Annotated in this window: 22 protein-coding genes; 13 read left to right on the forward strand and 9 right to left on the reverse strand. The window is 72.1% G+C overall.

Going from position 1 to position 21,158, the window contains the following annotated elements:
- Window positions 1-36 precede the first annotated feature (36 nt).
- The 5 genes from ABZ851_RS07705 to ABZ851_RS07725 all read left to right on the forward strand — a co-directional run bounded on the left by ABZ851_RS07705 (window position 37) and on the right by ABZ851_RS07725 (window position 5,158).
- Entirely contained in the window at window positions 37-1,371 is a 1,335-nt protein-coding gene (locus ABZ851_RS07705) for a multidrug effflux MFS transporter (protein WP_361123542.1), read from the forward strand.
- A gap of 56 nt (window positions 1,372-1,427) precedes the next feature.
- Window positions 1,428-2,504 (forward strand): serine hydrolase domain-containing protein, encoded by a 1,077-nt coding sequence (locus tag ABZ851_RS07710; protein WP_361123545.1) that lies wholly within the window; start codon window positions 1,428-1,430, stop codon window positions 2,502-2,504.
- Between the two features lie 96 nt (window positions 2,505-2,600).
- Complete coding sequence (locus ABZ851_RS07715) at window positions 2,601-3,566, forward strand: small ribosomal subunit Rsm22 family protein (RefSeq protein ID WP_361123548.1); 966 nt, start codon at window positions 2,601-2,603, stop codon at window positions 3,564-3,566.
- 86 nt (window positions 3,567-3,652) lie between these two features.
- Window positions 3,653-4,252: a TetR/AcrR family transcriptional regulator gene (locus ABZ851_RS07720; protein ID WP_361123551.1), complete on the forward strand. Its 600-nt coding sequence runs from the start codon at window positions 3,653-3,655 to the stop codon at window positions 4,250-4,252.
- Between the two features lie 162 nt (window positions 4,253-4,414).
- Complete coding sequence (locus ABZ851_RS07725) at window positions 4,415-5,158, forward strand: bifunctional DNA primase/polymerase (RefSeq protein ID WP_361123554.1); 744 nt, start codon at window positions 4,415-4,417, stop codon at window positions 5,156-5,158.
- 117 nt (window positions 5,159-5,275) lie between these two features.
- Here ABZ851_RS07725 and ABZ851_RS07730 read toward each other — a convergent pair whose 3' ends face one another.
- The 4 genes from ABZ851_RS07730 to efeO form a co-directional block, all read right to left on the reverse strand.
- Window positions 5,276-6,148 (reverse strand): hypothetical protein, encoded by an 873-nt coding sequence (locus ABZ851_RS07730; RefSeq protein ID WP_361123557.1) that lies wholly within the window; start codon window positions 6,146-6,148, stop codon window positions 5,276-5,278.
- Window positions 6,135-7,127, reverse strand: a complete 993-nt coding sequence (efeU, locus tag ABZ851_RS07735; protein ID WP_336051454.1) for an iron uptake transporter permease EfeU — start codon at window positions 7,125-7,127, stop codon at window positions 6,135-6,137. The genes ABZ851_RS07730 and efeU overlap by 14 nt, the downstream gene beginning before the upstream one ends.
- A 102-nt stretch (window positions 7,128-7,229) precedes the next feature.
- The gene (efeB, locus tag ABZ851_RS07740) at window positions 7,230-8,615 is read right to left on the reverse strand and encodes an iron uptake transporter deferrochelatase/peroxidase subunit (protein WP_361123561.1); all 1,386 of its coding nucleotides are present in this window, start codon (window positions 8,613-8,615) and stop codon (window positions 7,230-7,232) included.
- A gap of 23 nt (window positions 8,616-8,638) precedes the next feature.
- The gene (gene efeO, locus ABZ851_RS07745; RefSeq protein ID WP_361123565.1) at window positions 8,639-9,790 is read right to left on the reverse strand and encodes an iron uptake system protein EfeO; all 1,152 of its coding nucleotides are present in this window, start codon (window positions 9,788-9,790) and stop codon (window positions 8,639-8,641) included.
- Window positions 9,791-10,150: 360 nt separating this feature from the next.
- On the opposite strand from efeO, the gene ABZ851_RS07750 reads away from it, so the two are divergent.
- Window positions 10,151-10,816 (forward strand): PhzF family phenazine biosynthesis protein, encoded by a 666-nt coding sequence (locus tag ABZ851_RS07750; protein WP_361123568.1) that lies wholly within the window; start codon window positions 10,151-10,153, stop codon window positions 10,814-10,816.
- A gap of 40 nt (window positions 10,817-10,856) precedes the next feature.
- Here the strand turns inward: ABZ851_RS07750 and ABZ851_RS07755 are convergent, their stop codons facing one another.
- Window positions 10,857-11,537 (reverse strand): biliverdin-producing heme oxygenase, encoded by a 681-nt coding sequence (locus tag ABZ851_RS07755; RefSeq protein ID WP_361123572.1) that lies wholly within the window; start codon window positions 11,535-11,537, stop codon window positions 10,857-10,859.
- 208 nt (window positions 11,538-11,745) lie between these two features.
- Window positions 11,746-12,603 carry a type I methionyl aminopeptidase gene (gene map, locus ABZ851_RS07760; RefSeq protein ID WP_311627652.1) on the reverse strand — a complete coding sequence of 286 codons (858 nt, stop codon included), beginning with the start codon at window positions 12,601-12,603 and terminating at the stop codon, window positions 11,746-11,748.
- 65 nt (window positions 12,604-12,668) lie between these two features.
- On the opposite strand from map, the gene ABZ851_RS07765 reads away from it, so the two are divergent.
- A complete protein-coding gene (locus tag ABZ851_RS07765; RefSeq protein ID WP_361123576.1) occupies window positions 12,669-12,905 on the forward strand; it encodes a hypothetical protein in 237 nt (78 codons plus the stop codon).
- Between the two features lie 22 nt (window positions 12,906-12,927).
- On the opposite strand, the gene ABZ851_RS07770 is transcribed toward ABZ851_RS07765, so the two are convergent.
- Window positions 12,928-13,557: a hypothetical protein gene (locus ABZ851_RS07770; RefSeq protein ID WP_361123579.1), complete on the reverse strand. Its 630-nt coding sequence runs from the start codon at window positions 13,555-13,557 to the stop codon at window positions 12,928-12,930.
- 53 nt (window positions 13,558-13,610) lie between these two features.
- Entirely contained in the window at window positions 13,611-14,591 is a 981-nt protein-coding gene (locus tag ABZ851_RS07775; protein WP_361123582.1) for a dihydrodipicolinate synthase family protein, read from the reverse strand.
- A 163-nt stretch (window positions 14,592-14,754) separates the two neighbouring features.
- On the opposite strand from ABZ851_RS07775, the gene ABZ851_RS07780 reads away from it, so the two are divergent.
- The 6 genes from ABZ851_RS07780 (at window position 14,755) to ABZ851_RS07805 (ending at window position 20,184) form a co-directional block, all read left to right on the forward strand.
- Window positions 14,755-15,441 (forward strand): FadR/GntR family transcriptional regulator, encoded by a 687-nt coding sequence (locus ABZ851_RS07780; RefSeq protein ID WP_361123585.1) that lies wholly within the window; start codon window positions 14,755-14,757, stop codon window positions 15,439-15,441.
- Between the two features lie 348 nt (window positions 15,442-15,789).
- The gene (locus ABZ851_RS07785; RefSeq protein ID WP_361123588.1) at window positions 15,790-17,115 is read left to right on the forward strand and encodes a sugar ABC transporter substrate-binding protein; all 1,326 of its coding nucleotides are present in this window, start codon (window positions 15,790-15,792) and stop codon (window positions 17,113-17,115) included.
- A 124-nt stretch (window positions 17,116-17,239) separates the two neighbouring features.
- A complete protein-coding gene (locus ABZ851_RS07790; RefSeq protein ID WP_361123811.1) occupies window positions 17,240-18,109 on the forward strand; it encodes a sugar ABC transporter permease in 870 nt (289 codons plus the stop codon).
- Entirely contained in the window at window positions 18,106-18,954 is an 849-nt protein-coding gene (locus tag ABZ851_RS07795; protein WP_361123591.1) for a carbohydrate ABC transporter permease, read from the forward strand. The genes ABZ851_RS07790 and ABZ851_RS07795 overlap by 4 nt, the downstream gene beginning before the upstream one ends.
- Before the next feature lie 169 nt (window positions 18,955-19,123).
- Window positions 19,124-19,858, forward strand: a complete 735-nt coding sequence (gene npdG, locus ABZ851_RS07800) for an NADPH-dependent F420 reductase (RefSeq protein WP_361123594.1) — start codon at window positions 19,124-19,126, stop codon at window positions 19,856-19,858.
- 116 nt (window positions 19,859-19,974) lie between these two features.
- Window positions 19,975-20,184: a hypothetical protein gene (locus tag ABZ851_RS07805; RefSeq protein ID WP_361123597.1), complete on the forward strand. Its 210-nt coding sequence runs from the start codon at window positions 19,975-19,977 to the stop codon at window positions 20,182-20,184.
- An 87-nt stretch (window positions 20,185-20,271) separates the two neighbouring features.
- On the opposite strand, the gene ABZ851_RS07810 is transcribed toward ABZ851_RS07805, so the two are convergent.
- A complete protein-coding gene (locus ABZ851_RS07810) occupies window positions 20,272-21,075 on the reverse strand; it encodes a site-2 protease family protein (protein ID WP_361123600.1) in 804 nt (267 codons plus the stop codon).
- Between the last annotated feature and the right edge of the window lie 83 nt (window positions 21,076-21,158).

The following is a 21,158-nucleotide window of genomic DNA, read 5'->3' on the forward strand; positions in this document are numbered from 1 at the left end:
CCATGGTGCCGCCCTCGACGACCCATGGAGACACCGATGACGGAGCCCGGCGCGGCCGATTCCGCGGACCTACCCGCCATAGCCGAGCGGGGCGCGCCGGCAGCACCGGGTGCACCGGCCCCGCTGCCCGCGTCCCGCCGCACCGGCCTCCTCGTCACCCTCGTCCTCGGCGGGCTCACGGCGGTCCCGCCGCTCTCCATGGACATGTATCTGCCGGCCCTGCCGCAGGTCACCGCCGCTTTGCACAGCCCGGCCGCCACCGTCCAGCTCACCTTGACGACCTGCCTGGCGGGCATGGCGCTGGGCCAGATGATCGTCGGCCCGATGAGCGACAAGTGGGGCCGCCGCCGGCCGCTGCTGGCCGGCATGGTGGTCTACATCCTGGCGACCGCGCTGTGCGCGTTCGCCCCCACCGCCGAACTCCTCATCGGCTGCCGCCTGTTGCAGGGCCTGGCGGGCTCCGCCGGGATCGTCATCGCCCGGGCGGTGGTCCGCGATCTGTACGACGGCGTGGCGATGGCCCGGTTCTTCTCCACCCTGATGCTGATCTCCGGAGCGGCGCCGGTGGTCGCCCCGCTCATCGGCGGCCAGATTCTCCGGATCACCGACTGGCGCGGCGTGTTCGTCGTCCTCACCGCCGTCGGGGTCGCGCTCACCCTCCTGGTGTGGCGCCGGCTCGACGAGACCCTGCCGCCCGCCCGCCGCCACCCCGGCGGCCTCGGCCAGGCCCTGCGCACCATGCGCGATCTGCTCGCCGACCGCGCCTTCTCCGGCTACCTCCTCGTCGGCGCCTTCGCCTTCGCCGCCCTCTTCGCCTACATCTCCGCCTCGCCGTTCGTCATCCAGGAGATCTACGGCGCCTCCCCGCAGACCTTCAGCCTGCTCTTCGGCCTCAACTCGGTCGGCCTGGTGTGTGTCGGCCAGTTCAACGGCAAGGTCCTGGTCGGCCGGGTCAGCCTCGACAAGGTGCTCGGCACCGGGCTGGCCGTGATCGCGCTCGCCGCCGCCGGGCTGCTGGTGATGTCCTCCGGCGTCCTCGGCCGCCCCGGCCTGGTCCCGGTGGCGGCCGGCCTCTTCGTCCTCATGTCGGCGATGGGCCTGGTCATGCCGAGCACCAACACCCTCGCGCTGCTGCGCACCCCGCATGCGGCCGGCTCCGCCTCGGCGCTGCTGGGCACCTCCACCTTCCTGCTCGGCTCGGTGGCCTCGCCGCTGGTGGGCATCGCCGGCGAGCGAACGGCCCTGCCGATGGCCCTCGTACAGCTCTCCTGCGCCATATTGGCGCTCGTGAGCTTCCTGGGAATGTGCCGCCCGTGGCAGCGTAGGGGGGAGAGCAACGGGAGCACGGCCGGCGAGAGGACCAGGCCCTGAACGCACCGAGACTCACCTACGGCACGCCGTCCCGGGCGGGGCTGGACCCCGCCTCCATGGAGCGGCTGGTCCGCGGCGTGCGGGCGCTGCCCGAGGGCCGTCCGCCCTGGGCACCCGGAGTCGTCGTCCTGGCCGGCCGCGGCCCCGTCGTCGCCGCCGAGGCCGCCGCGGGCTGGGCGCTGCGCTACCGGGCCTGGGACCCCGGGCGCGAGCGCGGCCTCGATCTGCCCCGCGACCTGTGGGAGCCGATGCGGGTCGGCACCGTCTTCGACCTCGCCTCGCTCAGCAAGCTCTTCACCGCCATCGCCGCGGTCCAGCAGATCGAGCGCGGCCGGCTGGCCCTCGACGACGAGGTCCGCGCCGATCTGCCCGCCTTCGCCGCCGGCATCACCGTCCGGCAGCTCCTCACCCACACCTCCGGCCTCGCCCCCGAGCTGCCCTTCCACGACCACCGGACCCGCGCCGCCCAACTGGCCCTCCTGTGGACCGAGGCCGCGGCCCCCAGCGGCCGCCCCGGCGCCGCACACCGCTACTCCGACCTCAACCTCATCGCCCTCCAGCTGCTCCTGGAGCAGCGCACCGGACACCGGCTCGACGCCCTGATCCGCGACGGCATCACCGGCCCGCTGGACATGTCCAGTACCTCCTACGGCCCGCTGGCGCCGCAGGGCGTGGCGGCGACCGAGGATCAGCGGCGGCCCTGGGCCAAGGCGGACCGCGGCCTGGTCCGCGGCGAGGTGCACGACGAGAACGCCTGGGCGCTGGGCGGCGTGGCCGGCCACGCGGGCCTCTTCTCCACCGCCCAGGACCTGGCCGTGCTGTGCCGCACGCTGCTCAACGGCGGCGCCTACGGCACGGCCCGGATCCTCGGCCCCGACGCCGTCGCCGCCCTCCTCGGCCCGCCGGGCCTGGGCTTCGGCGTCGACCAGCCGTACTTCATGGGCGAGTTGGCGGGCCGCGGCGCGGCCGGGCACACCGGCTTCACCGGCACCAGCCTGGTCCTCGACCGGGCCACCGACACGTTCCTCGTCCTCCTCGCCAACACCGTCCACCCCCGCCGCCACAACGGCGGCAGCGCTCCCCGCGCCGCGGCCGCCACCCGGCTGGCCCGCGCGGTCTCCCGCGCCACCTGACCGGGCGGGGCACCGGACCGGGCAAGACCCCGTGATGCAGGCGAGGCACCCCACGACCAGGCGGGGCACCCCACCGGCCCCCGTAGAATTTCCCCCATGCACGAGGAACTGCGCGCCGCGCTGGCGGGCCTGCTCGACGGCCTGCCGCCCAAGCAGGCCGCGCAGGCCGTCGAGCGGCTGATCGCCAACTACCGGGGACGTACCCCCACCGACGCCCCGGTCCTGCGCGACCGCGCGGATGTGGCCGCGTACGCCGCCTACCGCATGCCGGCCACCTTCGAGGCGGTACGGGCGGCGCTGGCCGCGTTCGCCGCCCGGGTCCCGGACTGGTCCCCGGCCACCCACGTCGACATCGGCGGCGGCACCGGCGCCGCCACCTGGGCCACCGCGGCCACCTGGGAAGACCCCCGCAGCACCGTCCTGGACTGGGCGCAGCCCGCCCTCGACCTCGGCAGGGAACTGGCCGCCAAGACCCTCCCCGACACCACGTGGCAGCGGGCGGTCATCGGCGAGGGCCTGTCGGTCCCCGCCGGCACGGACCTGGTCACCGTCTCCTACGTCCTGGGGGAGCTCCGCCCCGAGGACCGCCGCGCCGTCGTCGCCGCGGCGGCCGCCGCGGCGGCCGCCGCGGCCCGTACCGTCGTCCTGATCGAACCCGGCACCCCCGAGGGCTACCTCCGTATCCGCGAGGCCCGCACCCAGCTCACCGAGGCCGGCCTGCGCATCGTCGCCCCCTGCCCGCACAGCGACACCTGCCCGATCGTCCCCGGGCAGGACTGGTGCCACTTCGCCGCCCGGGTCAACCGTTCCTCCCTCCACCGCCAGGTCAAGGGCGGCTCCCTCCCGTACGAGGACGAAAAGTTCAGCTACGTGGCCGCGACCACCCTCGACGCCGGCCCCGCCCCCGCCCGCATCGTCCGCAAACCCCAACTCCGCAAGGGCCAGGTCCTCCTGGACCTGTGCACGGCGCAGGACGGTCTGCAGCGCACCACGGTGACCAAGCGGCACGGCACCCACTACCGCGACGCCCGCGACGCCTCCTGGGGCGACGACTGGTCCTGAGCCGGCCCAGGGGGCCTCGCTATGCGCGAGACGTGTCGTCTCGTCAAGACGATACGTCTCGCCTCCCCCTCGCTAGACTTCGCCGCATGGCCGAGAAAGCAGCCCCCGACTCCACCCGCCGCAGCGAACGCTCCCGCCGGGCGATCTTCGATGCCGCCCTCGCCCTGGTCGGCGAGGTGGGCTACGACAAGCTCACGATCGAAGGCATCGCCTCCCGGGCCGGGGTCGGCAAGCAGACGATCTACCGCTGGTGGCCCTCCAAGGCCGCGGTCCTGCTGGACGCCTTCACCGCCGGTGTCGACGACTACTCCGCACAGGGGCTGCCGGACACCGGCGATCTGGCCGCGGACCTGAAATCCGTGCTGCGCGCCACCGTCGACGAATTCAACGATCCGGCGTTCCAGGCCCCCTATCGCGCCCTCGCGGCCGCCGGCGCCAACGACGAGGAGCTGTCCCGCACCTTCGTCGCGCGGCTGATGGAACCCGGCATCCGGGTCTACACCGACCGGCTGCGGGCGGCGCAGGAGGCGGGCGAGGTGGCCGACGGCGTCGATGTGCGGATCGCCACCGAGATGATGCTGAGTCCCTTCTCACAGCGCTGGCTGATGCGTACCGGTGAATTGACCTACGACTTCGTCGACACCCTTGTCGACCAGGCGCTGCACGGCCTGCGCCCCCGCGGCTGAGCGCACCGGCCGGCCGGGCTCGGGGGCGGCATCCTGTCGTCGATGACCTGAATTGCCGGTATTGGTCCGCGCTTCGTTCACCCCGGATCCGCACACCGGTCACCCGAGGAGCAGGATGGTGGCAGCATTGATCCCAGACCACCGCTCGAAGTGAGGGGATAGATGGAACGCAAGAGCAGGTTCTCCCAGTGGCTGCGCCGGCCGAAGAGCGGATCGGACGGCGGCGATACGGACACGGGATCAGCGGCTGCGCGCAGCCGCGAGGACCTGCTGCTGGCGGCGGCCGACGCGGGCTTCCCGGTGGCTCCGGCGGCGCACCCCTCCGGCTACGGCTGTTCCTGTGAACGCATCGGCTGTCCCACCCCCGCCCGCCATCCCATCTCCTTCGGCTGGCAGACCGTCGCCACCACCGACCGCGACAAGGTCGCCGCCTGGGTCCGCACCCTCCCGCAGGCCAACTTCATCACCGCCACCGGCATCACCCACGATGTCCTGGACGTCCCCGTCGAGGCGGGCCGCAGCGCCCTGGGACGGCTGGACGCGGCGGGTATCGACGTCGGGCCGATCACCCTCAGCGGCGCCGGCTTCAACGGCCGGATGCTCTTCTTCACCGCCACCCGCGGCACCCCGGACGACGAGGACGAGTGGTGGCCCTGCGAGCTGGACTGCCACCCCGAGACCATGGACGAGCACCCGGGGCTGCGCTGGCACTGCCGCGGCAGCTATGTGCTGCTGCCGCCCTCGGCGCTGCCCGGCGAGCAGCCCGCGGTGACCTGGCTGCGCGGCCCCGAGCTGCCCCTGCCCGACCCGCTGACGCTGCTGGAATCGCTCACCGACGCCTGCGCCGAGTTCAACGACCGCGAACCGCACCACCACGAGGCGGCGGCCTGGCCGATCGGCCGCTGAGCGGGCCCCGTCACCTCTCCGCTCACCCCGTACGCACGCACCGAAGGGCCGCCGGGGCACCCCGTCGGCCCTTCGCGTACATACGGCTTCGTGTACGTACGGTTTCCGGCCGGCCGGCTACAGCGGCTTCACCGCGGTCTTCGCCTCGATCCGGTTGAGGACCGCGACCTTGCCCCCGGCGCTCTTGGCGGGCACCTTGACCGTCTGACCGGAGACCGTGGTGAACAGCATCCGGTTGGTCTTCTTCGGCGGCCCCTCCATGAGGCCCTTCAGCTTCCCGACCGAGATCGTCGCCCCGGCGAACAGCGTCTGCTGCTGGTGGTAGACGGTCGAGAAGAACACCAGCGCACCGCCGTCCGTCGTCCGCAGCGCCACCGGCGGGTAGGTCGCGGGCGAGTCCTCCCACATGATGCGCTGGCCGGCCCGGTTGGCGTCCTTGGCGCGCCGCGCCCGCCAGCCGTCGGTCTGCGGGCCGGAGGCGAAGGTGCTGCCCTTGCCGGTGTTGAGGTAGTCCGCGTAGGTACTGCTCAGCTTGCCCGGATCGACCGCCAGACCGGACTTCGCGCCGGCGGGCACCGCCTCCGCGTAGCCCTTCTTGTCCGTCTTCAGCTCCGGGGCCTTGTTGTCCGCGAACGTCGCCAGATACACCGCGCGCCACTGCTCGTCGATGCCGTTGCGGCTGAACACCAGGAACCAGCGGGTGTTCTGGCCGTGGGCGTTCTTACGGTTGCTGGCCGCGTCCGCGATGAAGTACTTCGGCCAGCCCGCCTGCTGGGGCACGGTGAAGTGCGGATCCGTGAACGCCAGGTCTTTGAAGCCCGGATTGCCCTGCGGCCGCAGGGCGTGCGCCGCCTTCACCCCGGCCTGGTCGATGGCGAGCAGCGCGCCGCCCTCGAACGAGGGGTTCAGCGCCGGATCGAGCTGACGGTTGGTCTTGTTGAAGCTCTCGGTGAAGTGCGTGAGGGCCTTGGTGCCCTCAGCCGTCGACACCGCCGGCAGCATTACCCTCTCGCCGTGCACCGTCATGCACCCGCTCACTATCACCATCGCCGCCACTGCCGACGTCAGTGTTGCGGGCACCCGGAACGGCGACCTGCGTGTCATGGGGCTCGGGCTCCTTCGGGGCGACCGGGGCGGACGGGGCGGCCGCCGGGGTGGCACGATTCGGCGCCACCCTACCGGGGGCGAAGAAGATCGTGAGCGTGGGGATCAGATACAGAGCCCACACCGTGACCTGAAGAACCGTCGGGTCCGGCTGGAAGTTGAAGATGCCCTTGAGCAGGGTCCCGTACCAGCTGTCGGCCGGGATCTGCGCGCTGATGTCGAACGCCTGCGAGGCCAGCCCCGGCAGCAGGTCCGCCTCCTGCAGGTCGTGGAAGCCGTACGCCAGCACGCCCGCCGCGACCACCACCAGCATGCCACCGGTCCAGGTGAAGAACTTCGCCAGGTTGATCCGCACCGCACCGCGGTAGAACAGCCAGCCCAGCAGCACCGACGTCAGCAGGCCCAGCAGCGCCCCGATCAGCGGCCGGACACCGTCGTTGGCGGACTGCGCGGCGGTCCAGACGAACAGCGCGGTCTCCAGGCCCTCGCGGCCGACCGACAGGAACGCGGTGACCACCAGCGCCACGGTGCCCATCTGCAGCGCCGCGTCCAGCTTGCCGTGCAGTTCCTTCTTCAGGTGCCGCGCGGTGCGCCGCATCCAGAAGACCATCCACGTCACCAGGCCGACCGCGATGATCGACAGCGAACCGCCCAGCGCCTCCTGGGCCTCGAAGGTCAGGGTCTGCGACCCGAACTGCAGCGCCGCACCGAACGCGAACGACAGCACCACGGCGAGCGTGATCCCGAGCCAGACCGGACGCAGCGCCTCCCGCCGCCCGGTCTTGACCAGATAGGCGATGAGGATGCAGACGACGAGGCTGGCTTCCAGGCCCTCGCGCAGACCGATCAGGTAGTTGCCGAACACGTCGGTTCCTTCCCTTCCTTCATGGTGCCGACGCCCTTCTTTCCGGCGTCGGCGGTGACGATGGTGCCGGCGGTGACGATGGTGCCGGCGGTGACGACGGACTCAGGCGAACAGCTCCCGGCCCCACCAGTCGTCCGCGTTCCGGACGCCCGGCGGCACCGCGAAGACCGCTGAACCCACGTGCTGGATGTATTCGTTGAGCGCGTCGTTGGCCGCCAGCCTGCGCTGGAGGGGGACGAAGCCATGGCGCACGTCCCGCTGGTAGGCGAGGAAGAACAGTCCCGCGTCCAGCCGCCCCAGGCCGTCCGTACCGTCCGTGAAGGAGTAGCCGCGGCGCAGGATGCGTATCCCGCCGTTGGAGTCCGGGTGCGCGAGGCGGACATGGGCGGTGGGCAGCATCGACTTCAGATGCGGGGTGTCCCGCTCGTGCTTCCTGCCCACCGGAGCGCCCTCGCCCTTGTCGCGGCCGAAGATGTCCTCCTGCTCCTTGCGCGAGGTGCGGTCCCAGGTCTCGATGTGCATCCGGATCCGGCGCGCGACGAGGTAGGAGCCGCCGGCCATCCAGCTCTCCTTGCCCTTCGCCTCGCCGTCCGCCACCCAGACGTGCTTGTCGAGCGCGGCGGTGTCGGTGCCCGCCAGGTTGTGGGTGCCGTCCTTGAAGCCGAACATGTTGCGCGGGGTCTGCGCGTCCGGCGTCGTCGAGGAGGTCTTGCCGAAGCCCAGCTGCGACCAGCGGATCGCGACCTTGCCGAAGCCGATCCGGGCCAGGTTGCGGATCGCGTGCACCGCCACCTGCGGGTCGTCCGCACACGCCTGGACGCACAGATCGCCGTTGCTGCGCGCCTTGTCGAGGTTGTCGCCGGGGAACTGCGGCAGATCGATCAGGGCATCGGGCCGCCGGGCCTTGATGCCGAACCGGTCCTTGCCGTCCTTCTCGAACAGCGTGGGGCCGATGCCGAAGGTGAGGGTGAGCCGGGACGGCGGCAGCCCGAGCGCTTCACCGGTGTCGTCCGGCGGGGCCTCCGCGAGCCCGCCGACCGCGCCGTCCCCGACCGGGTCCCCGGCCGTCATCCGCGCCGCCGCCTTCGTCCACTCCTTGAGGAGCGCGATCAGTTCCTCGCGGTCGTCGGTGGTGACGTCGAAGGAGGCGAAGTGCAGCCGGTCCTGGACGGCGCTGGCGATGCCCGCCTGATGCCTGCCGTGGAAGGCGATCGCGGAGCGCGAGGTCGCGTCCGCGCCGGCCGGCTGGGCGTCGCCGCCGGTGCGCAGCGCCGCCGCCGTCCCGCCGGCCGCGACCGCGCCCAGCGCCAGGCCCGCGCCTCCCCAGCCGAGCAGGGACCGCCGGGACGGGGCGCGCCCGTCGGCGGTCCGCGCGGCCGTGCCGTCGGCGGTTGCCGTGCTGCCCTCGGTGGCCGTGCCGTCCTCGGTGGTGGTGTGGCCGTCGACGGCCGGGCCGTCCGTGCCGGTCATGCCCTTCTCCTGCGTCATCGTGCTCCCTCGCCCGCGGCGGACTACTTGGTGGTGGCCACAGCGGCGGCCAGCTTCGACAGCGGCTCGGCCAGCGCGTTGACGCCGTCGGAGAGCTTCTTGCGGTCGTCCTTGCCGACCGAGTCGTAGGAGGCGAAGCCGTCCGCGGACTTGCTGTCGCGGTGGTCGTCGAGCAGCGCGTGGATCGCCTTGAACTGCTTGTCCAGCTCCTTGGCGAGCGCCGGGTCGTTCTTGCCGACGACCGGCTTCAGCAGCTCGTACGCCTTCTCGGCACCCTCGACATTGCCCTGGAAGTCCACCAGGTCGGTGTGGCTGTAGCGCTCTTCCTCACCGGTGACCTTGCCGGTGGCCACCTCGTCGAGCAGTTCCTTGGCGCCGTTGGCCATGCTGGTCGGGGTGATCTCGGCCTTGCCGACCCGCTTCTGCCAGTCCTTCAGGTCGGTGATGAGCTGCCCGGCGAGCTTCTTGTCGTCCCCGGAGATCTTCTTCTCCTCCCACAGGGACTTCTCCAGCTTGTGCCAGCCGGTCCACTTCTGGCCCTTCTCCACACCGTCGGCGCGCACATCGACCTTGGGGTCGATGTCACCGAACGACTCGGCGACCGGCTCGGTGCGCTCCCAGCCCACCCGCGAGTGTGCGTAGGCCTTCTTGGCGGCCTCGACATCGCCGTCCTTGACCGCGTCGGCGAACTTCTGGGCCGCCGGAAGCGTCTCGTCGGCCTGCTCCTGGACGTAGGTGCGGTACGCCGCGACCGCGGCATCCAGCTTGGGGTCGCGCTGGGCATTGGCGCCCTTGCCGCTGGCGGTCACCTTCTGGCGGATGCCGTGGCCCTTCATGCCGGGCTTGCAGGCGACCTCGTACGCACCGGCCTTGATCTCCGCGGTGATCTCCGCGTGGGTGCCGGGGCCGATGTTCTCCCGCTCGGTGACGATCCGGTCGCCGGGCGCGTAGACGTACACCTCGGTGACCTTGGACCCCTTGTTCTGGACCGAGAACCGGACATGTCCGGCGGGGAACTCCTTGGCGGAGAGCTCGCAGCTGGAGTCCGTCGCGGTCACCTCGATGGCGCCCTTGCCGCCGCCCTTGCCCTCGTTCTTCGCGGCGCAGCCGGCGACGGCGGTGACGGCCGTGGCCGCGGCGAGGGCGACGACGACGGAGGAGCGGTGGGCTCGCATACGGGGGCTCCAAGCGGGCTCGGTGGAACGGAAACGACTACGCGAACGATAAACAGTCAAGAAGTTCGCCACTAAGGCGGCCCTAACTTATCTGAGGCTTACCTGTTTTCGCCCGCCCCGTCCAGTGATCCCGCTCTCATGGACAACGACTCGATCACGGCTTGGCCCGCACCCGGTCACGGAAACGTCATGCGTCGGTCAAGGTAAGGGTCACGCTGTGCGACGGGTGATGACGGCGGAGTTGCGGTCCGCGACGGCCCGCGGACGGCCGGCTGCCCCTCGGCGGTGGCCTCTCGGCGCCGGCCCCTCGGCGGTGGCCCCGCTCACCTCCTCCGCACCGCCCCGCGCTTCACTGTCCGGATGACCGAACTCGATGTGCTCCGGGTGTTCTGCGGGCCCGACGGCGCCGGCGGCAATCTGCTGGGCGTCGTCCGCGACGGGGCGGCCGTCCCCGACGCCGCCGAGCGAGCCGCCCTCGCGGCCGAACTCGGCTTCAGCGAAACCGTGTTCCTCGACGACGCGGACCGGGGCACCGTGGACATCCACACCCCGAGCGTCCGGCTCCCCTTCGCCGGGCACCCGTTGGTGGGTCTGGCCTGGCTGCTGCGGAGCCTGGGGCGGCCGCCGTGCACCCTGCGCCCGGCGGCCGGTGAGGTCGCGGTCCGCTTCGAGGGGGACGTGGTCTGGGTGCACGGGCGCGCGGAGTGGGTGACCGCCCGCACCACCCGGCGGTACGCCTCGGCGGCCGAGGTCGACGCGCTGCCCGCACCGCCGCCGGGGGAGGGCTGGCTCTACGCCTGGGCCTGGCAGGACGAGGCCGCGGGCGTGGTCCGGGCACGGGCCTTCCCGCGGCGCGGCGACACGGTCATCGAGGACGAGGCCACCGGCGCCGCCGCCCTCCTGCTGACGCACGAACTGGGGCGCCCGCTCGACATCCGGCAGGGCACCGGCTCCCGGATCCTCACCCGCCCGCATCCGGACGGCACCATCGCCGTCGGCGGACGGGTGTGTCCCGGCACGCGCTAGCGGTCATGGGCGGAGCCCGTAGGGCCCGTAGGGGTGGCCCCTAGGCACTCAACGGGAACTGCTCGCCCAGCTCCTGGAAGACCGCGCTGTTCAGCCGGAAGGCGCGCTTGCACTCGTCGACCACCCGCTGCTTCTCCAGATCGTCCACCGGCAGGGCGTCCAGCAGCGCCCGGTACTCGCGTTTGAAGGCGGCAGGGTTGGCGATGTCCTCGAAGACGTAGAACCGCACCCCGTCGCCCTTGCGGGCGAAGCCCCAGGTCTTTTCGGCCGTGCCGCGGATGATCTGGCCGCCCGAGAGGTCGCCGAGGTAGCGGGTGTAGTGGTGGGCGACGAAGCCGCCCGGCCAGTCGCGGGCGCAGGCCGCTATCCGGTCGGCATAGGCGGCGGTGGCGGCCAGCGGCTCCAGGCCGGTGCGCCAGGACGGGCCGCCGAGGTGGGCGAGGTCGCGCTCCAGTGCGGCGGTGCGGGCCAGCTCGGGACGGACGAAGGGGCCCGCCACCGGGTCGTCGGCGAGCGGTCCGGAGGCATCCTCCAGCGCACGGTAGACGAACCACAGCTGCTCGGTGTAGCGCCGGTAGGCGGCGACGCCGAGCCTGCCGCCGAGCAGGTCGCTCATGAAGGAGGAGTTCTCGGCCTCGGTGTGCTGCTCGTGGGACGCGGTGCGGATGACCGCCGAAAACGGGGTGCCGGGGGCGGGCGGGGTCGGGCTGGACGCTTCCAAGACGGACCTCCGGGGCCGGGGGTGGGCGTCCCCCTGCTCGGATCCGAGAGCTTGGGGGAGGACGGGAACAGGCCGGCTCCACCGAGCCGCCGACCCTGGGCCACCCAAATACTTGGGCTTGCCTGAGTCAACCCGTTCCCGACGTCCTGTCGGTAACGAGCCTACGCCTGTTCCCGACGCCCTGTCGGTAAAGTTCCGGCCGCTCTCGTCAGGGCAGCGTGAGGATCTCCGCCCCGGTGTCCGTGACCACCAGCGTGTGCTCGAACTGCGCCGTCCGCTTGCGGTCCTTGGTCACCACCGTCCAGCCGTCGTCCCACATGTCGTAGTCGTGGGTCCCCAGCGTCAGCATCGGCTCGATCGTGAACGTCATGCCGGGCTTGATGTCGGTGGTGTGGTGCGGGCTGTCGTAGTGCGGAACGATCAGGCCGGAGTGGAAGGAGGAGTTGATGCCGTGACCGGTGAAGTCGCGGACCACTCCGTAGCCGAAGCGCTTGGCGTACGACTCGATGACCCGGCCGATGATGTTGATCTGACGGCCCGGCTTGACGGCCTTGATCGCGCGGTTGAGCGCTTCCCTGGTCCGCTCGACCAGCAGCCTGGACTCCTCGTCCACGTCGCCGCACAGGTAGGTGGCGTTGTTGTCGCCGTGCACACCGTTGATGTACGCGGTGACGTCGAGGTTCACGATGTCGCCGTCCTTCAGGACGGTCGAGTCCGGGATGCCGTGGCAGATGACCTCGTTGAGCGAGGAGCACAGGGACTTGGGGAAGCCGCGGTAGCCGAGCGTGGACGGGTAGGCACCGTGGTCGCACATGAACTCATGGGCGACCCGGTCCAGTTCATCGGTCGTCACACCGGGTGCGATCAGCTTGGCGGCCTCCTCCATCGCCTGCGCGGCGATCCGGCCGGCGATCCGCATCCGTTCGATCGTTTCGGCGTCCTGCACCTCGGGCCCGGTGTACGGGGTGGGTGCGTCCTTCCCGACGTATTCGGGGCGCGGGATCGAGGCGGGGACGGGGCGGGTGGGGGAGATCTTCCCCGGGACAAGAAGTGACTGGCCAGACATGCCAGCGAGTGTATCCGCGGGCCGTCGGGCAGGATGGTGGCACAGAGCACCCACAGGAGGCGGTAATGGCGCTGTTCAAGAGGCGTACGGTCGGCAAGCCCGGCGAGTGGTTCTACTGCCTCGAGCACCGGACGGTCGAGGAGGGGCCCCAGTGCCGCGCCGCCGACCGCCTCGGCCCGTACTCCACCCGCGAGGAGGCCGAGCACGCCATGGAGACGGCCCACGAGCGGAATGTGGAGTGGGAGACCGACCCGAAGTGGCACGACGGCGCGGGCCGGGGGGAGGGCGGCGCGGAGGGCTAGACGGGACGGACGCCGGCCCGGACTACCAGCGAGGCGGCGGCGGGGCGGTCAGTCCGTCCGCGAGGCGGGCCAGGCGGTCGCGGAAGCGGCGGTGCCTGCGGGGCGCGGGCAGGCTGTTCTCGCCGGCGGCCGCGCTCACCAGATGCTGGACCGTGTCGAGGTCCAGGTCGGCCGGCGCCTCGTCCGTGCCGTCGGGCGGGGGCGGGGGTGCGGCGAGCGCGTCATGCGCCAGGGCGTGCAGATCGCGGTCGCCGCCGTCCAGGGCGAGCACCGTCGCGCCGTTGCGGCGGGCGTCGTGCACCCGCTCCAGCAGCCCGGCGCCCGGCTGCTCCGGCGTCACGACCAGCAGCGTCTCGCCGCGTCCGGCCGCCGCCAACCGGCCGAGGCCCACTGCCAGATGGGCCGGCGCCCCGCCGGGGACGCGGTGGCGCACCAGCGTCGGCGACAGCTCGGGCAGGCCCGACCAGGCGGCCTCGTCGTCGAGGTGGGCGGCCAGGTGCCAGGGCTCGTACGAGGCACTGCCGACCAGCAGCAGCCCCCCGCCGTGCGGGGTGACGGCGCCGCGCAGCGTCCCCGCGAAGCGGCGGGTGGCCTGGACCCACTCGGTCCCGGCGAGAACTTCGCGCAGCAGGGCGACCCGTACGGCATCCATGGCCCGGCATCCTGCCGCGGCACGGTGCTGTCCGGGGGCGGTTTCCGCGGGTGTCACCCGTACGGGACGGGGCGCTGCCGGACGGGCCGCAGGCCCGCGTCGGAGAGCCGACGTCCTACCTCCGCCACGGCCGCTTCGCTCAGCGGGCGCTGCGGAAAGGCGGTGGCGCCCCCGTCGATCACGCCGAGGAGGTGCAGGGCCGCCTTGAACGCACCCAGCGCGGAGGAGCTGCGGCCCATCTCCGGCTCGGGGCCGGCGTCGACCATGGCGAACAGGGTGACCAGGCGTTCCTGCTCGGCGGCGGCCCGCTCCCAGTCGCCGGACCGGGCGGCGTCGTAGAGGCGGACGTAGGCCGCCGGGTCGACGTTGCCGATGCCGGGGACGACCCCGTCCGCGCCTGCCAACAGGGCGCCGTCCACGGTCAGTTCGGAGCCGGTGAGGACCGAGAAGCCGGGGGCGGGGCCGGTGTGCCTGGCGGTGCGGCCGCCGAGCGCGGTGAGCAGGCGGCGCAGCGAGCCCTCGTCGCCGCTGCTGTCCTTGAGCCCGGCGAGCGTGCCGTCCGCGGCCAGCTCCCGCACCAGTGACGGGGACAGCTTGCTGTGCACGGCGACGGGGATGTCGTAGGCGAACAGCGGGAGGTCCACGGCCGTGCGCAGGTGGCGGAAGTGCGCGGCGATCTCCCGTGGGTGGGTGCGGGTGTAGAAGGGCGCGGTGGCGACCAGGGCGTCGGCGCCGAGGGCGGCGGCGGTCCGGGCGTGGTCGAGCACCCGCGGGGTGGTGGTGTCGATGACCCCGGCGAGCACCGGGACCCTGCCGTCCGCGGCCTTGAGGACGGTCTCCAGCGCGGTGCCGCGCTGGGCGTCGGTGAGGTAGGCGGCCTCGCTGGTGGAGCCGAGGGCGAAGAGTCCGTGGACGCCGCCGTCGAGGAGGTGGTGCACCAGGCGGGTCAGCGAGACGGTGTCGATCTCGCCGCGCGGGCCGAGCGGGGTGCAGACCGGCGGGATGACGCCGTGCAGGGGGGCGGGCAGTGCCATGGGGGCTCCGGGGGCTCCGAGTCCGACATAGGACATCCCATGTCCTATGTCGAGCACAATAGACCTGTTCACAGGCGGTCGGTCAAGGAACCGCGGCCCGGTGGTGCGGGTGACGGACGGGGGCGGGCCGTATGCAGACGCGGGAGCGGGAGAGGGAGTTTCCATGGCACGAGGGACGATGGCCGAGGATGTGCAGGCGCAGATCAAGCAGCTGATCCTGCGGCGCGGACTGACGCCGGGCGATCCGCTGCCCACCGAGGCCGAGCTGGTCGGCCTGCTCGACGTCAGCCGCAACTCGGTGCGCGAAGCGCTCAAGGCGCTGCAGGCGATGCGCATCGTGGAGATCCGGCACGGCTTCGGCACCTACGTCGGCCCGCTCACCCTGGAGCCGTTCGTCGAGGGCGTCGCCTTCCGCGCCGCGGTCCGCCACCACCAGGGCGAGTCCAGCCTGTACGAGCTGATGGAGGTCCGCGAGGCGCTGGAGGCGGGCCTGATCGGCGCCGTCGCCCGGAACCTGCCCGCCGAGGATCTTGCCGTCCTCAGGGGGCTGGTGCAGCGGATGGCGGAGGAGGCGCGGGGCGGGCAGGTGCAGAGCGCCACCGACCGGGCCTTCCATCTCGCCCTGTACCGCTCGCTGGGAAACCACTTGCTGAGCGAGGTGCTGGACGCGTTCTGGGCGGCGCTGCGCCGGGTGCGGGAGGACCTGTCCGACGACGGCCCCGACCCGGAGGTGACGTACCGCCAGCACCAGGAGATCGTCGATGCGCTGGAGGCGGGTGACGGCGACCGCGCCGTGGAGGCGATGCACCGCCACTTCGACGGCATCCGGCGCCGGCTGACGGAGTGCTGAGGGAGCCCCGCTGACGGTGCGGTGAGGGAGCCGGGCCGGCCGAGGGCGCGGCAGTGGTACGGCAGGGGCGCCGTGCAGAGGTGCGGTGAAGGTGCCGCCGCGATCGCCCCGTCGCCGTCCCCGTTCACCGGGAGGCCACCCCGTGTCGACGGCGCCTTTGCCGATGCGGGAATGCCCCATGTGCGGTGTCTTGACGGCAAGTTGGGTACTCCCTATGGTCGCCGCAGGACGAGGGACATCCTACGTCCCCGCCCGTGGGGGCGCCCGACCGCTCCACGGGGCGGGCGACTGCAGCGCGTGCTCGACGATCACCTTTCGCCGCATCCGCATCCTCGTGGGGGAGCCGGTATGAGCAACCGCACCGTGCACCGCAGAACGGTCCTGGGCGGGGCGGCTGCCGTCGCCGCCGGCTGGGCGCTCACCGGCTGCGGCGAGGGCGGCGACGGCAGCCCGCCCCGGGAGCGCAAGAAGGGACAGCGGATCCAGCTGACCTTCTGGTCCTGGGTGCCGGGCATCGACAAGCCCGTCGGCCTCTGGAACCGCAAGCATCCCGAGGTCCAGGTCAAGGTCGAGAAGGTGTCGGCCGTCAACGGCCAGCAATACGCGAAGATGCACGCCGCCATCAAGGCCGGCAACCCGCCCGACCTGGGCCAGATCGAGTTCCCCGTCCTCCCCGGCTTCCTGCTCGACGACGGGCTGCTCGACCTCGCCCCGCTCGGTGCCGCCCGGCACCGGAGCGAGTTCTTCGGCTGGCAGTGGCAGCAGTCCGTCTTCGGCAAGGGCATCTACGCCATCCCCCAGGCGTCCGGGCCGATGGGGCTGTTCCTCCGCCAGGACCTCTTCGACACCTGGGACGTGCCGGCCCCGCGGACCTGGGACGAGTACGAGGCCGCCGCCAAGGCCGTCCGGAAGAAGGGCGCCTGGATCGAGACCTTCGCCCCCACCAACGGCAACCGCTTCGCCGGCCTCGCCTGGCAGGCGGGCGCCAGGTGGTACCGGACGCACGGCGACACCTGGATCGTGCACCTCGACGACGAGCCCACCCGCAAGGTCGCCGACTACTGGGAATCCCTCGTCAGGCAGAAGCTCGTCAAGACCATCCCGGACCGGCAGAACGCCTGGTACAAGGATCTGCAGACCGGCGCCATCCCGGCCTGGGTGGGCGCCAGTTGGGGCGATGCGCTGCTGGCCGGCAACGCGCCGGGCACCAAGGGGACGTGGCGGGCCGCGCCGCTGCCGCAGTGGAAGGCGGGCGAGCAGGCCTTCGCCAACTGGGGCGGCTCGACCACCGCCGTCTTCGCCAAGGCCCGCTACCCCAAGGACGCCCTGGACTTCGCCGTCTGGCTCAACACCGACCCCGAGTCGATCGCGCTGCTGATCGACGGCGGCTACGGCTTCCCCAGCGCCAAGAAGGGCTATGCCGCCACCGATCTCGACGTGGACAAGGACTTCTTCGGCGGCCAGGCGTACAGCAAGGTCTTCGCGGCCGCCGGGGCGCATGTGGACACCAGCTGGCGGTGGGGACCCGGCGTGGACACCCTCTACCAGCGGCTCGGCGACGCCTTCACCGATGCGCTCGCGGACGGCGGCTCCTTCCGCGCGGTCCTGACGAAAGTGCAGGCCCAGACCGTCGCCGACCTCAAGGGCAAGGGCCTGAAGGTGGAGAGCGGGTGAGCCGGGCCACGCCGATCCGGCCGGGCCCGGTCACCCGCGGCGCGACCCGCCACAGCACCGGCCGCCGCCCGCGCCGCGCCCCCGCACCGAGGCCCGCAACGCCCGCGCCGCTGCCGGATTCGTCCTGCCGTTCCTCGTCCTCTTCGCTCTCTGCTTCCTCGCCCCCATCGGCTACGCCCTCTACGAGAGCCTGCAGAGAACCGAACGCACCGGCCCGCTCGGCCTCGGCGGCCAGGCACACCAGGCCTTCGCCGGTCTCGCCAATTACGCCCACGCCCTCTCGGACGACCGGTTCCTGGCCGGTTTCGGCCGGGTGCTGCTCTTCGGCGCCGTCCAGATCCCGCTGATGATCGTGCTGGCCACCGCCCTCGCGCTGCTGCTGGAGAGCGCGAGCGCCCGCGCGGTCCCGTTCTTCCGCGGCGCCTTCTTCCTGCCGTACGGCGTGCCGGGAGTGATCGCCTCGATCCTGTGGGGATTCCTCTACGTGCCGGGCATCAGCCCGCTGGTGAAGATCGCCGAATCCGTGGGCTGGAGCCTCGACTTCCTCTCCCGCGGCACCGTCCTGTGGTCTCTCGCCAACATCGTCACCTGGCAGTTCACCGGCTACAACATGCTGGTACTGATCGCCCAGCTCAAGGCCGTACCGGGGGAGCTGTACGAGGCGGCACGGATCGACGGGGCGAACGCCTGGCAGGTCGCCCGGCACATCAAGATCCCGCTGCTCCGCCCCGCGCTCGTGCTCACCGGTGTCTTCAGCATCATCGGCACCCTCCAGCTGTTCGCCGAACCCATGGTGCTGCGCCCGCTGGCCTCCTCCATCGACTCCGGCTTCACGCCCAACCTGCACGCCTACAGCGAGGCGTTCGTCGGCAACAACCAGCAGGTGGCGGCGGCCGAGGCGGTACTGCTCGCGCTGGTGGCCTGCGCGGTGTCCTTCGGCTTTCTGCGGCTGGCCGGCGGGCGCGCCGGGGAGCACACGGGGGAGCGCGGATGACACCGCCCCCGGTCCGCCACCGGATCGTCACCGCCTCGCTGCTGACCGTCGCCGCGCTCTACTTCCTGATGCCCGTCTACTGGCTGGCGGTCTCCGCCACCAAGAACAGCGCCGACCTCTTCGGCACCTTCGGCTTCTGGTTCTCCGGCCACCCGCACCCCGTCGGCCACCTCGTCGACGTCCTCACCTACGACCACGGCATCTACGCCCGCTGGTTCGCCAACTCCCTCTTCTACGCCGGGACCGGCGCGGTCTGCGCCACCCTGCTGTCCGCCGCGGCCGGCTATGCGCTGGCCACCTTCCCGTTCCGCGGCCGGGAGGCGGTCTTCAACGTGGTGCTCGCCGGCGTGCTGATCCCCGGCACCGCGCTGGCCCTGCCGCTCTACTTCCTCTTCAGCGCGCTGGGCCTGTCCAACACCTACTGGGCGGTGCTGATCCCCAGCACGGTCAGCCCGTTCGGCGTGTATCTGTGCCGGATCTACGCCGCCGCGGCGGTCCCCGACTCGCTCCTGGAAGCGGCCCGGATCGACGGCGCGGGCGAGGCCAGGATCTTCGGCGGGCTCGCGCTGCGGCTGATGACCCCGGCGCTGGTGACCGTCTTCCTCTTCCAGTTCGTCCACATCTGGAACAACTACTTCCTGCCGCTGGTGATGCTCTCGGACTCCGACCTCTACCCGGTCCAGCTCGGCCTGACCTCCTGGACCGGCTACGCCGACCGCCAACCGGTGCTCTACCAGTACACGGTGGGCGGGGCCTTCCTGTCCGTGGTGCCGCTGATGGTGCTGATGACGGTGCTCCAGCGGTACTGGCGCACGGGTTTGACCGAGGGCAGCGTGAAGGCGTGACGGTCCGCGGTGACGGCGCGACCGGTCCGCGGTGACGGCGTGACCGGTTCGCCGTGACGTCACGACGGGGTCGCCGCGACCGCCCCGACCGGCGCCGCGCCGAGTGCCTGACCCGTTCCGTGCCGAGGGCCCGCCCGGTTCGTGGTGGGCGCGTGACAGGATCGCTGTCATGACTACTCCTGATGATGGCCGGTTCTCCCCGAACGCCGCGACGCGTGCGAAGGCCGCCCTCAAGCGTGACCCCTGGGACCTCCCGGACGTCTCCGGCCTGGTGGTCGGCGTCCTCGGTGGCACCGGCGACCAGGGCCGGGGCCTGGCCTACCGGCTGGCCCGGGCCGGTCAGAAGGTGATCATCGGCTCCCGGGCCGCCGAGCGCGCCGAGACCGCCGCCGGCGAACTCGGCCTGGGCATCGAGGGCGCGGAGAACGCCGCCTGCGCCCGGCGCAGCGATGTGGTGATCGTCGCCGTGCCGTGGGAGGGCCACGCCAAGACCCTTCAGGCGCTGCGCGAGGAGCTGGCCGGCAAGCTCGTCATCGACTGCGTCAACCCGCTCGGCTTCGACAAGAAGGGCGCCTACGCGCTCAAGCCGGAGGAGGGCAGCGCCGCCGAGCAGGCCGCGGCCCTGCTGCCCGAGTCGCGGGTCACCGCCGCCTTCCACCACCTGTCCGCGGTGCTGCTGCAGGACCCGGAGACCGAGCGGATCGACACCGATGTGATGGTCCTCGGTGAGTCCCGTGCCGACACCGACCTGGTGCAGGCGCTGGCCGCCCGTATCCCCGGTATGCGGGGCGTCTTCGCCGGCCGGCTGCGCAATGCGCACCAGGTCGAGTCGCTGGTCGCCAACCTGATCTCGGTCAACCGGCGCTACAAGGCACACGCGGGGCTGCGCCTCACCGACGTCTGAGCCGGCCGGCCGCGGCGACAGCGGTTACGGCGGCCGCTCCCGGACCGCCGACCGGCGCACACGGGGCATGGGGGACACTGGGGAGGACCGCACCACTCCCGACAGGAGCCGCTTCCATGCCCCTCTTGCCCCCGTCCGGCCCGGCCCGCCGGCTCGCTCTCATGGCCCTCGCCGTGTGCGTCCTCTCCGTCGCCGCGGCCGTGGTCGCGTTCGTCCAGGGCAGCTTCGTCGGCATCGTCTGGATCCTGATGGCGGGCATCTCCAGCAACATGGCGTGGTTCTACCTGCGCAGGGCGAAGCTCCAGCGGGCGCAGCAGGCCGGCTGAACCCGGCGCCGCGGGCCCTCCCGCTGAGCCCGGCCCCTCACGTCGGCCCGCGGCGCCCGGTCCGTCACGCCGGCCGGGCCCCGGCCCTCAGAAGAGGCCGCCCTGCGGCAGCTGCGGCTCGCCCTGCCAGAAGCGGAAGAGCTGCTGGCCGAGGTAGCTGTCGAGCGACGAGACGCCGAGGCCGTGCAGGATCGTGTCCACCAGGCCGAAGAAGGCCTGGTTGATCTCCGGTACCCACAGCAGCCCGAAGACCGCCAGCAGCCCGAACGGCGCGAACGGCTCCACCTGCCGCCGCAGCTTGTACGACAGCCACGGCTCGATCACCCCGTAGCCGTCCAGGCCCGGCACCGGCACGAAGTTCAAGATCGCGGCGGTCACCTGCAGCAGCGCCAGGAACGCCAGCGCGAAACGGAACGGGGCGGGCACCCCGTCCAGCCCGTGCAGCCAGAACGGCGCCGTGCACACCGCGGCGAACACGATGTTGGTCAGCGGCCCGGCCGCCGAGATCAGACTGTGCCGCCAGCGCCCCTGGATCCGGCCCCGCTCGATGAACACCGCGCCGCCCGGCAGCCCGATCCCGCCCATGATCACGAAGATCACCGGCAGCACGATGCTGAGCAGCGCATGGGTGTACTTGAGCGGGTTCAGCGTCAGATAGCCCCTGGCCTCCACCGAGATGTCGCCGCTGTGCAGCGCGGTCCTGGCGTGCGCGTACTCGTGCAGGCACAGCGACACCACCCAGCCGGACACCACGAACAAGAACACCGCGAAGCCGGTGTTCGCCGCGAGCGTCTGGCTCCACACCGCCCAGCCGGACACCGCCATGACGGCGACGAGCGCGAGGAAGACCGGGCTGATGCGGCGGTCGGCGCGTCGGATTGCTGTGGTCATGGTGCACGGCTCCTGGATGTCTGGTGAGGGCAGCCATGACCGTAACCGCGTCACGGCGGCCGGCGCACGGCGGAAGGCCTGCG

Origin of the sequence: Streptomyces sp. NPDC047049, assembly GCF_040643995.1 — a bacterium.
GTDB lineage: Bacteria > Actinomycetota > Actinomycetes > Streptomycetales > Streptomycetaceae > Streptomyces > Streptomyces mooreae.

Excerpts from the sequence above, each read along its gene's own strand:
- ABZ851_RS07725 (WP_361123554.1), top strand. The coding sequence starts at position 4,415 with ATGGAACGCAAGAGCAGGTTCTCCCAGTGGCTGCGCCGGCCGAAGAGC.
- ABZ851_RS07705 (WP_361123542.1), top strand. The coding sequence starts at position 37 with ATGACGGAGCCCGGCGCGGCCGATTCCGCGGACCTACCCGCCATAGCC.
- efeO (WP_361123565.1), bottom strand. The coding sequence starts at position 9,790 with ATGCGAGCCCACCGCTCCTCCGTCGTCGTCGCCCTCGCCGCGGCCACG.
- ABZ851_RS07805 (WP_361123597.1), top strand. The coding sequence starts at position 19,975 with ATGCCCCTCTTGCCCCCGTCCGGCCCGGCCCGCCGGCTCGCTCTCATG.
- ABZ851_RS07710 (WP_361123545.1), top strand. The coding sequence starts at position 1,428 with ATGGAGCGGCTGGTCCGCGGCGTGCGGGCGCTGCCCGAGGGCCGTCCG.
- ABZ851_RS07750 (WP_361123568.1), top strand. The coding sequence starts at position 10,151 with ATGACCGAACTCGATGTGCTCCGGGTGTTCTGCGGGCCCGACGGCGCC.
- ABZ851_RS07810 (WP_361123600.1), bottom strand. The coding sequence starts at position 21,075 with ATGACCACAGCAATCCGACGCGCCGACCGCCGCATCAGCCCGGTCTTC.
- ABZ851_RS07795 (WP_361123591.1), top strand. The coding sequence starts at position 18,106 with ATGACACCGCCCCCGGTCCGCCACCGGATCGTCACCGCCTCGCTGCTG.
- npdG (WP_361123594.1), top strand. The coding sequence starts at position 19,124 with ATGACTACTCCTGATGATGGCCGGTTCTCCCCGAACGCCGCGACGCGT.
- ABZ851_RS07785 (WP_361123588.1), top strand. The coding sequence starts at position 15,790 with ATGAGCAACCGCACCGTGCACCGCAGAACGGTCCTGGGCGGGGCGGCT.
- ABZ851_RS07775 (WP_361123582.1), bottom strand. The coding sequence starts at position 14,591 with ATGGCACTGCCCGCCCCCCTGCACGGCGTCATCCCGCCGGTCTGCACC.
- map (WP_311627652.1), bottom strand. The coding sequence starts at position 12,603 with ATGTCTGGCCAGTCACTTCTTGTCCCGGGGAAGATCTCCCCCACCCGC.
- efeB (WP_361123561.1), bottom strand. The coding sequence starts at position 8,615 with ATGACGCAGGAGAAGGGCATGACCGGCACGGACGGCCCGGCCGTCGAC.
- ABZ851_RS07780 (WP_361123585.1), top strand. The coding sequence starts at position 14,755 with ATGGCACGAGGGACGATGGCCGAGGATGTGCAGGCGCAGATCAAGCAG.
- ABZ851_RS07720 (WP_361123551.1), top strand. The coding sequence starts at position 3,653 with ATGGCCGAGAAAGCAGCCCCCGACTCCACCCGCCGCAGCGAACGCTCC.
- ABZ851_RS07765 (WP_361123576.1), top strand. The coding sequence starts at position 12,669 with ATGGCGCTGTTCAAGAGGCGTACGGTCGGCAAGCCCGGCGAGTGGTTC.
- ABZ851_RS07770 (WP_361123579.1), bottom strand. The coding sequence starts at position 13,557 with ATGGATGCCGTACGGGTCGCCCTGCTGCGCGAAGTTCTCGCCGGGACC.
- ABZ851_RS07715 (WP_361123548.1), top strand. The coding sequence starts at position 2,601 with ATGCACGAGGAACTGCGCGCCGCGCTGGCGGGCCTGCTCGACGGCCTG.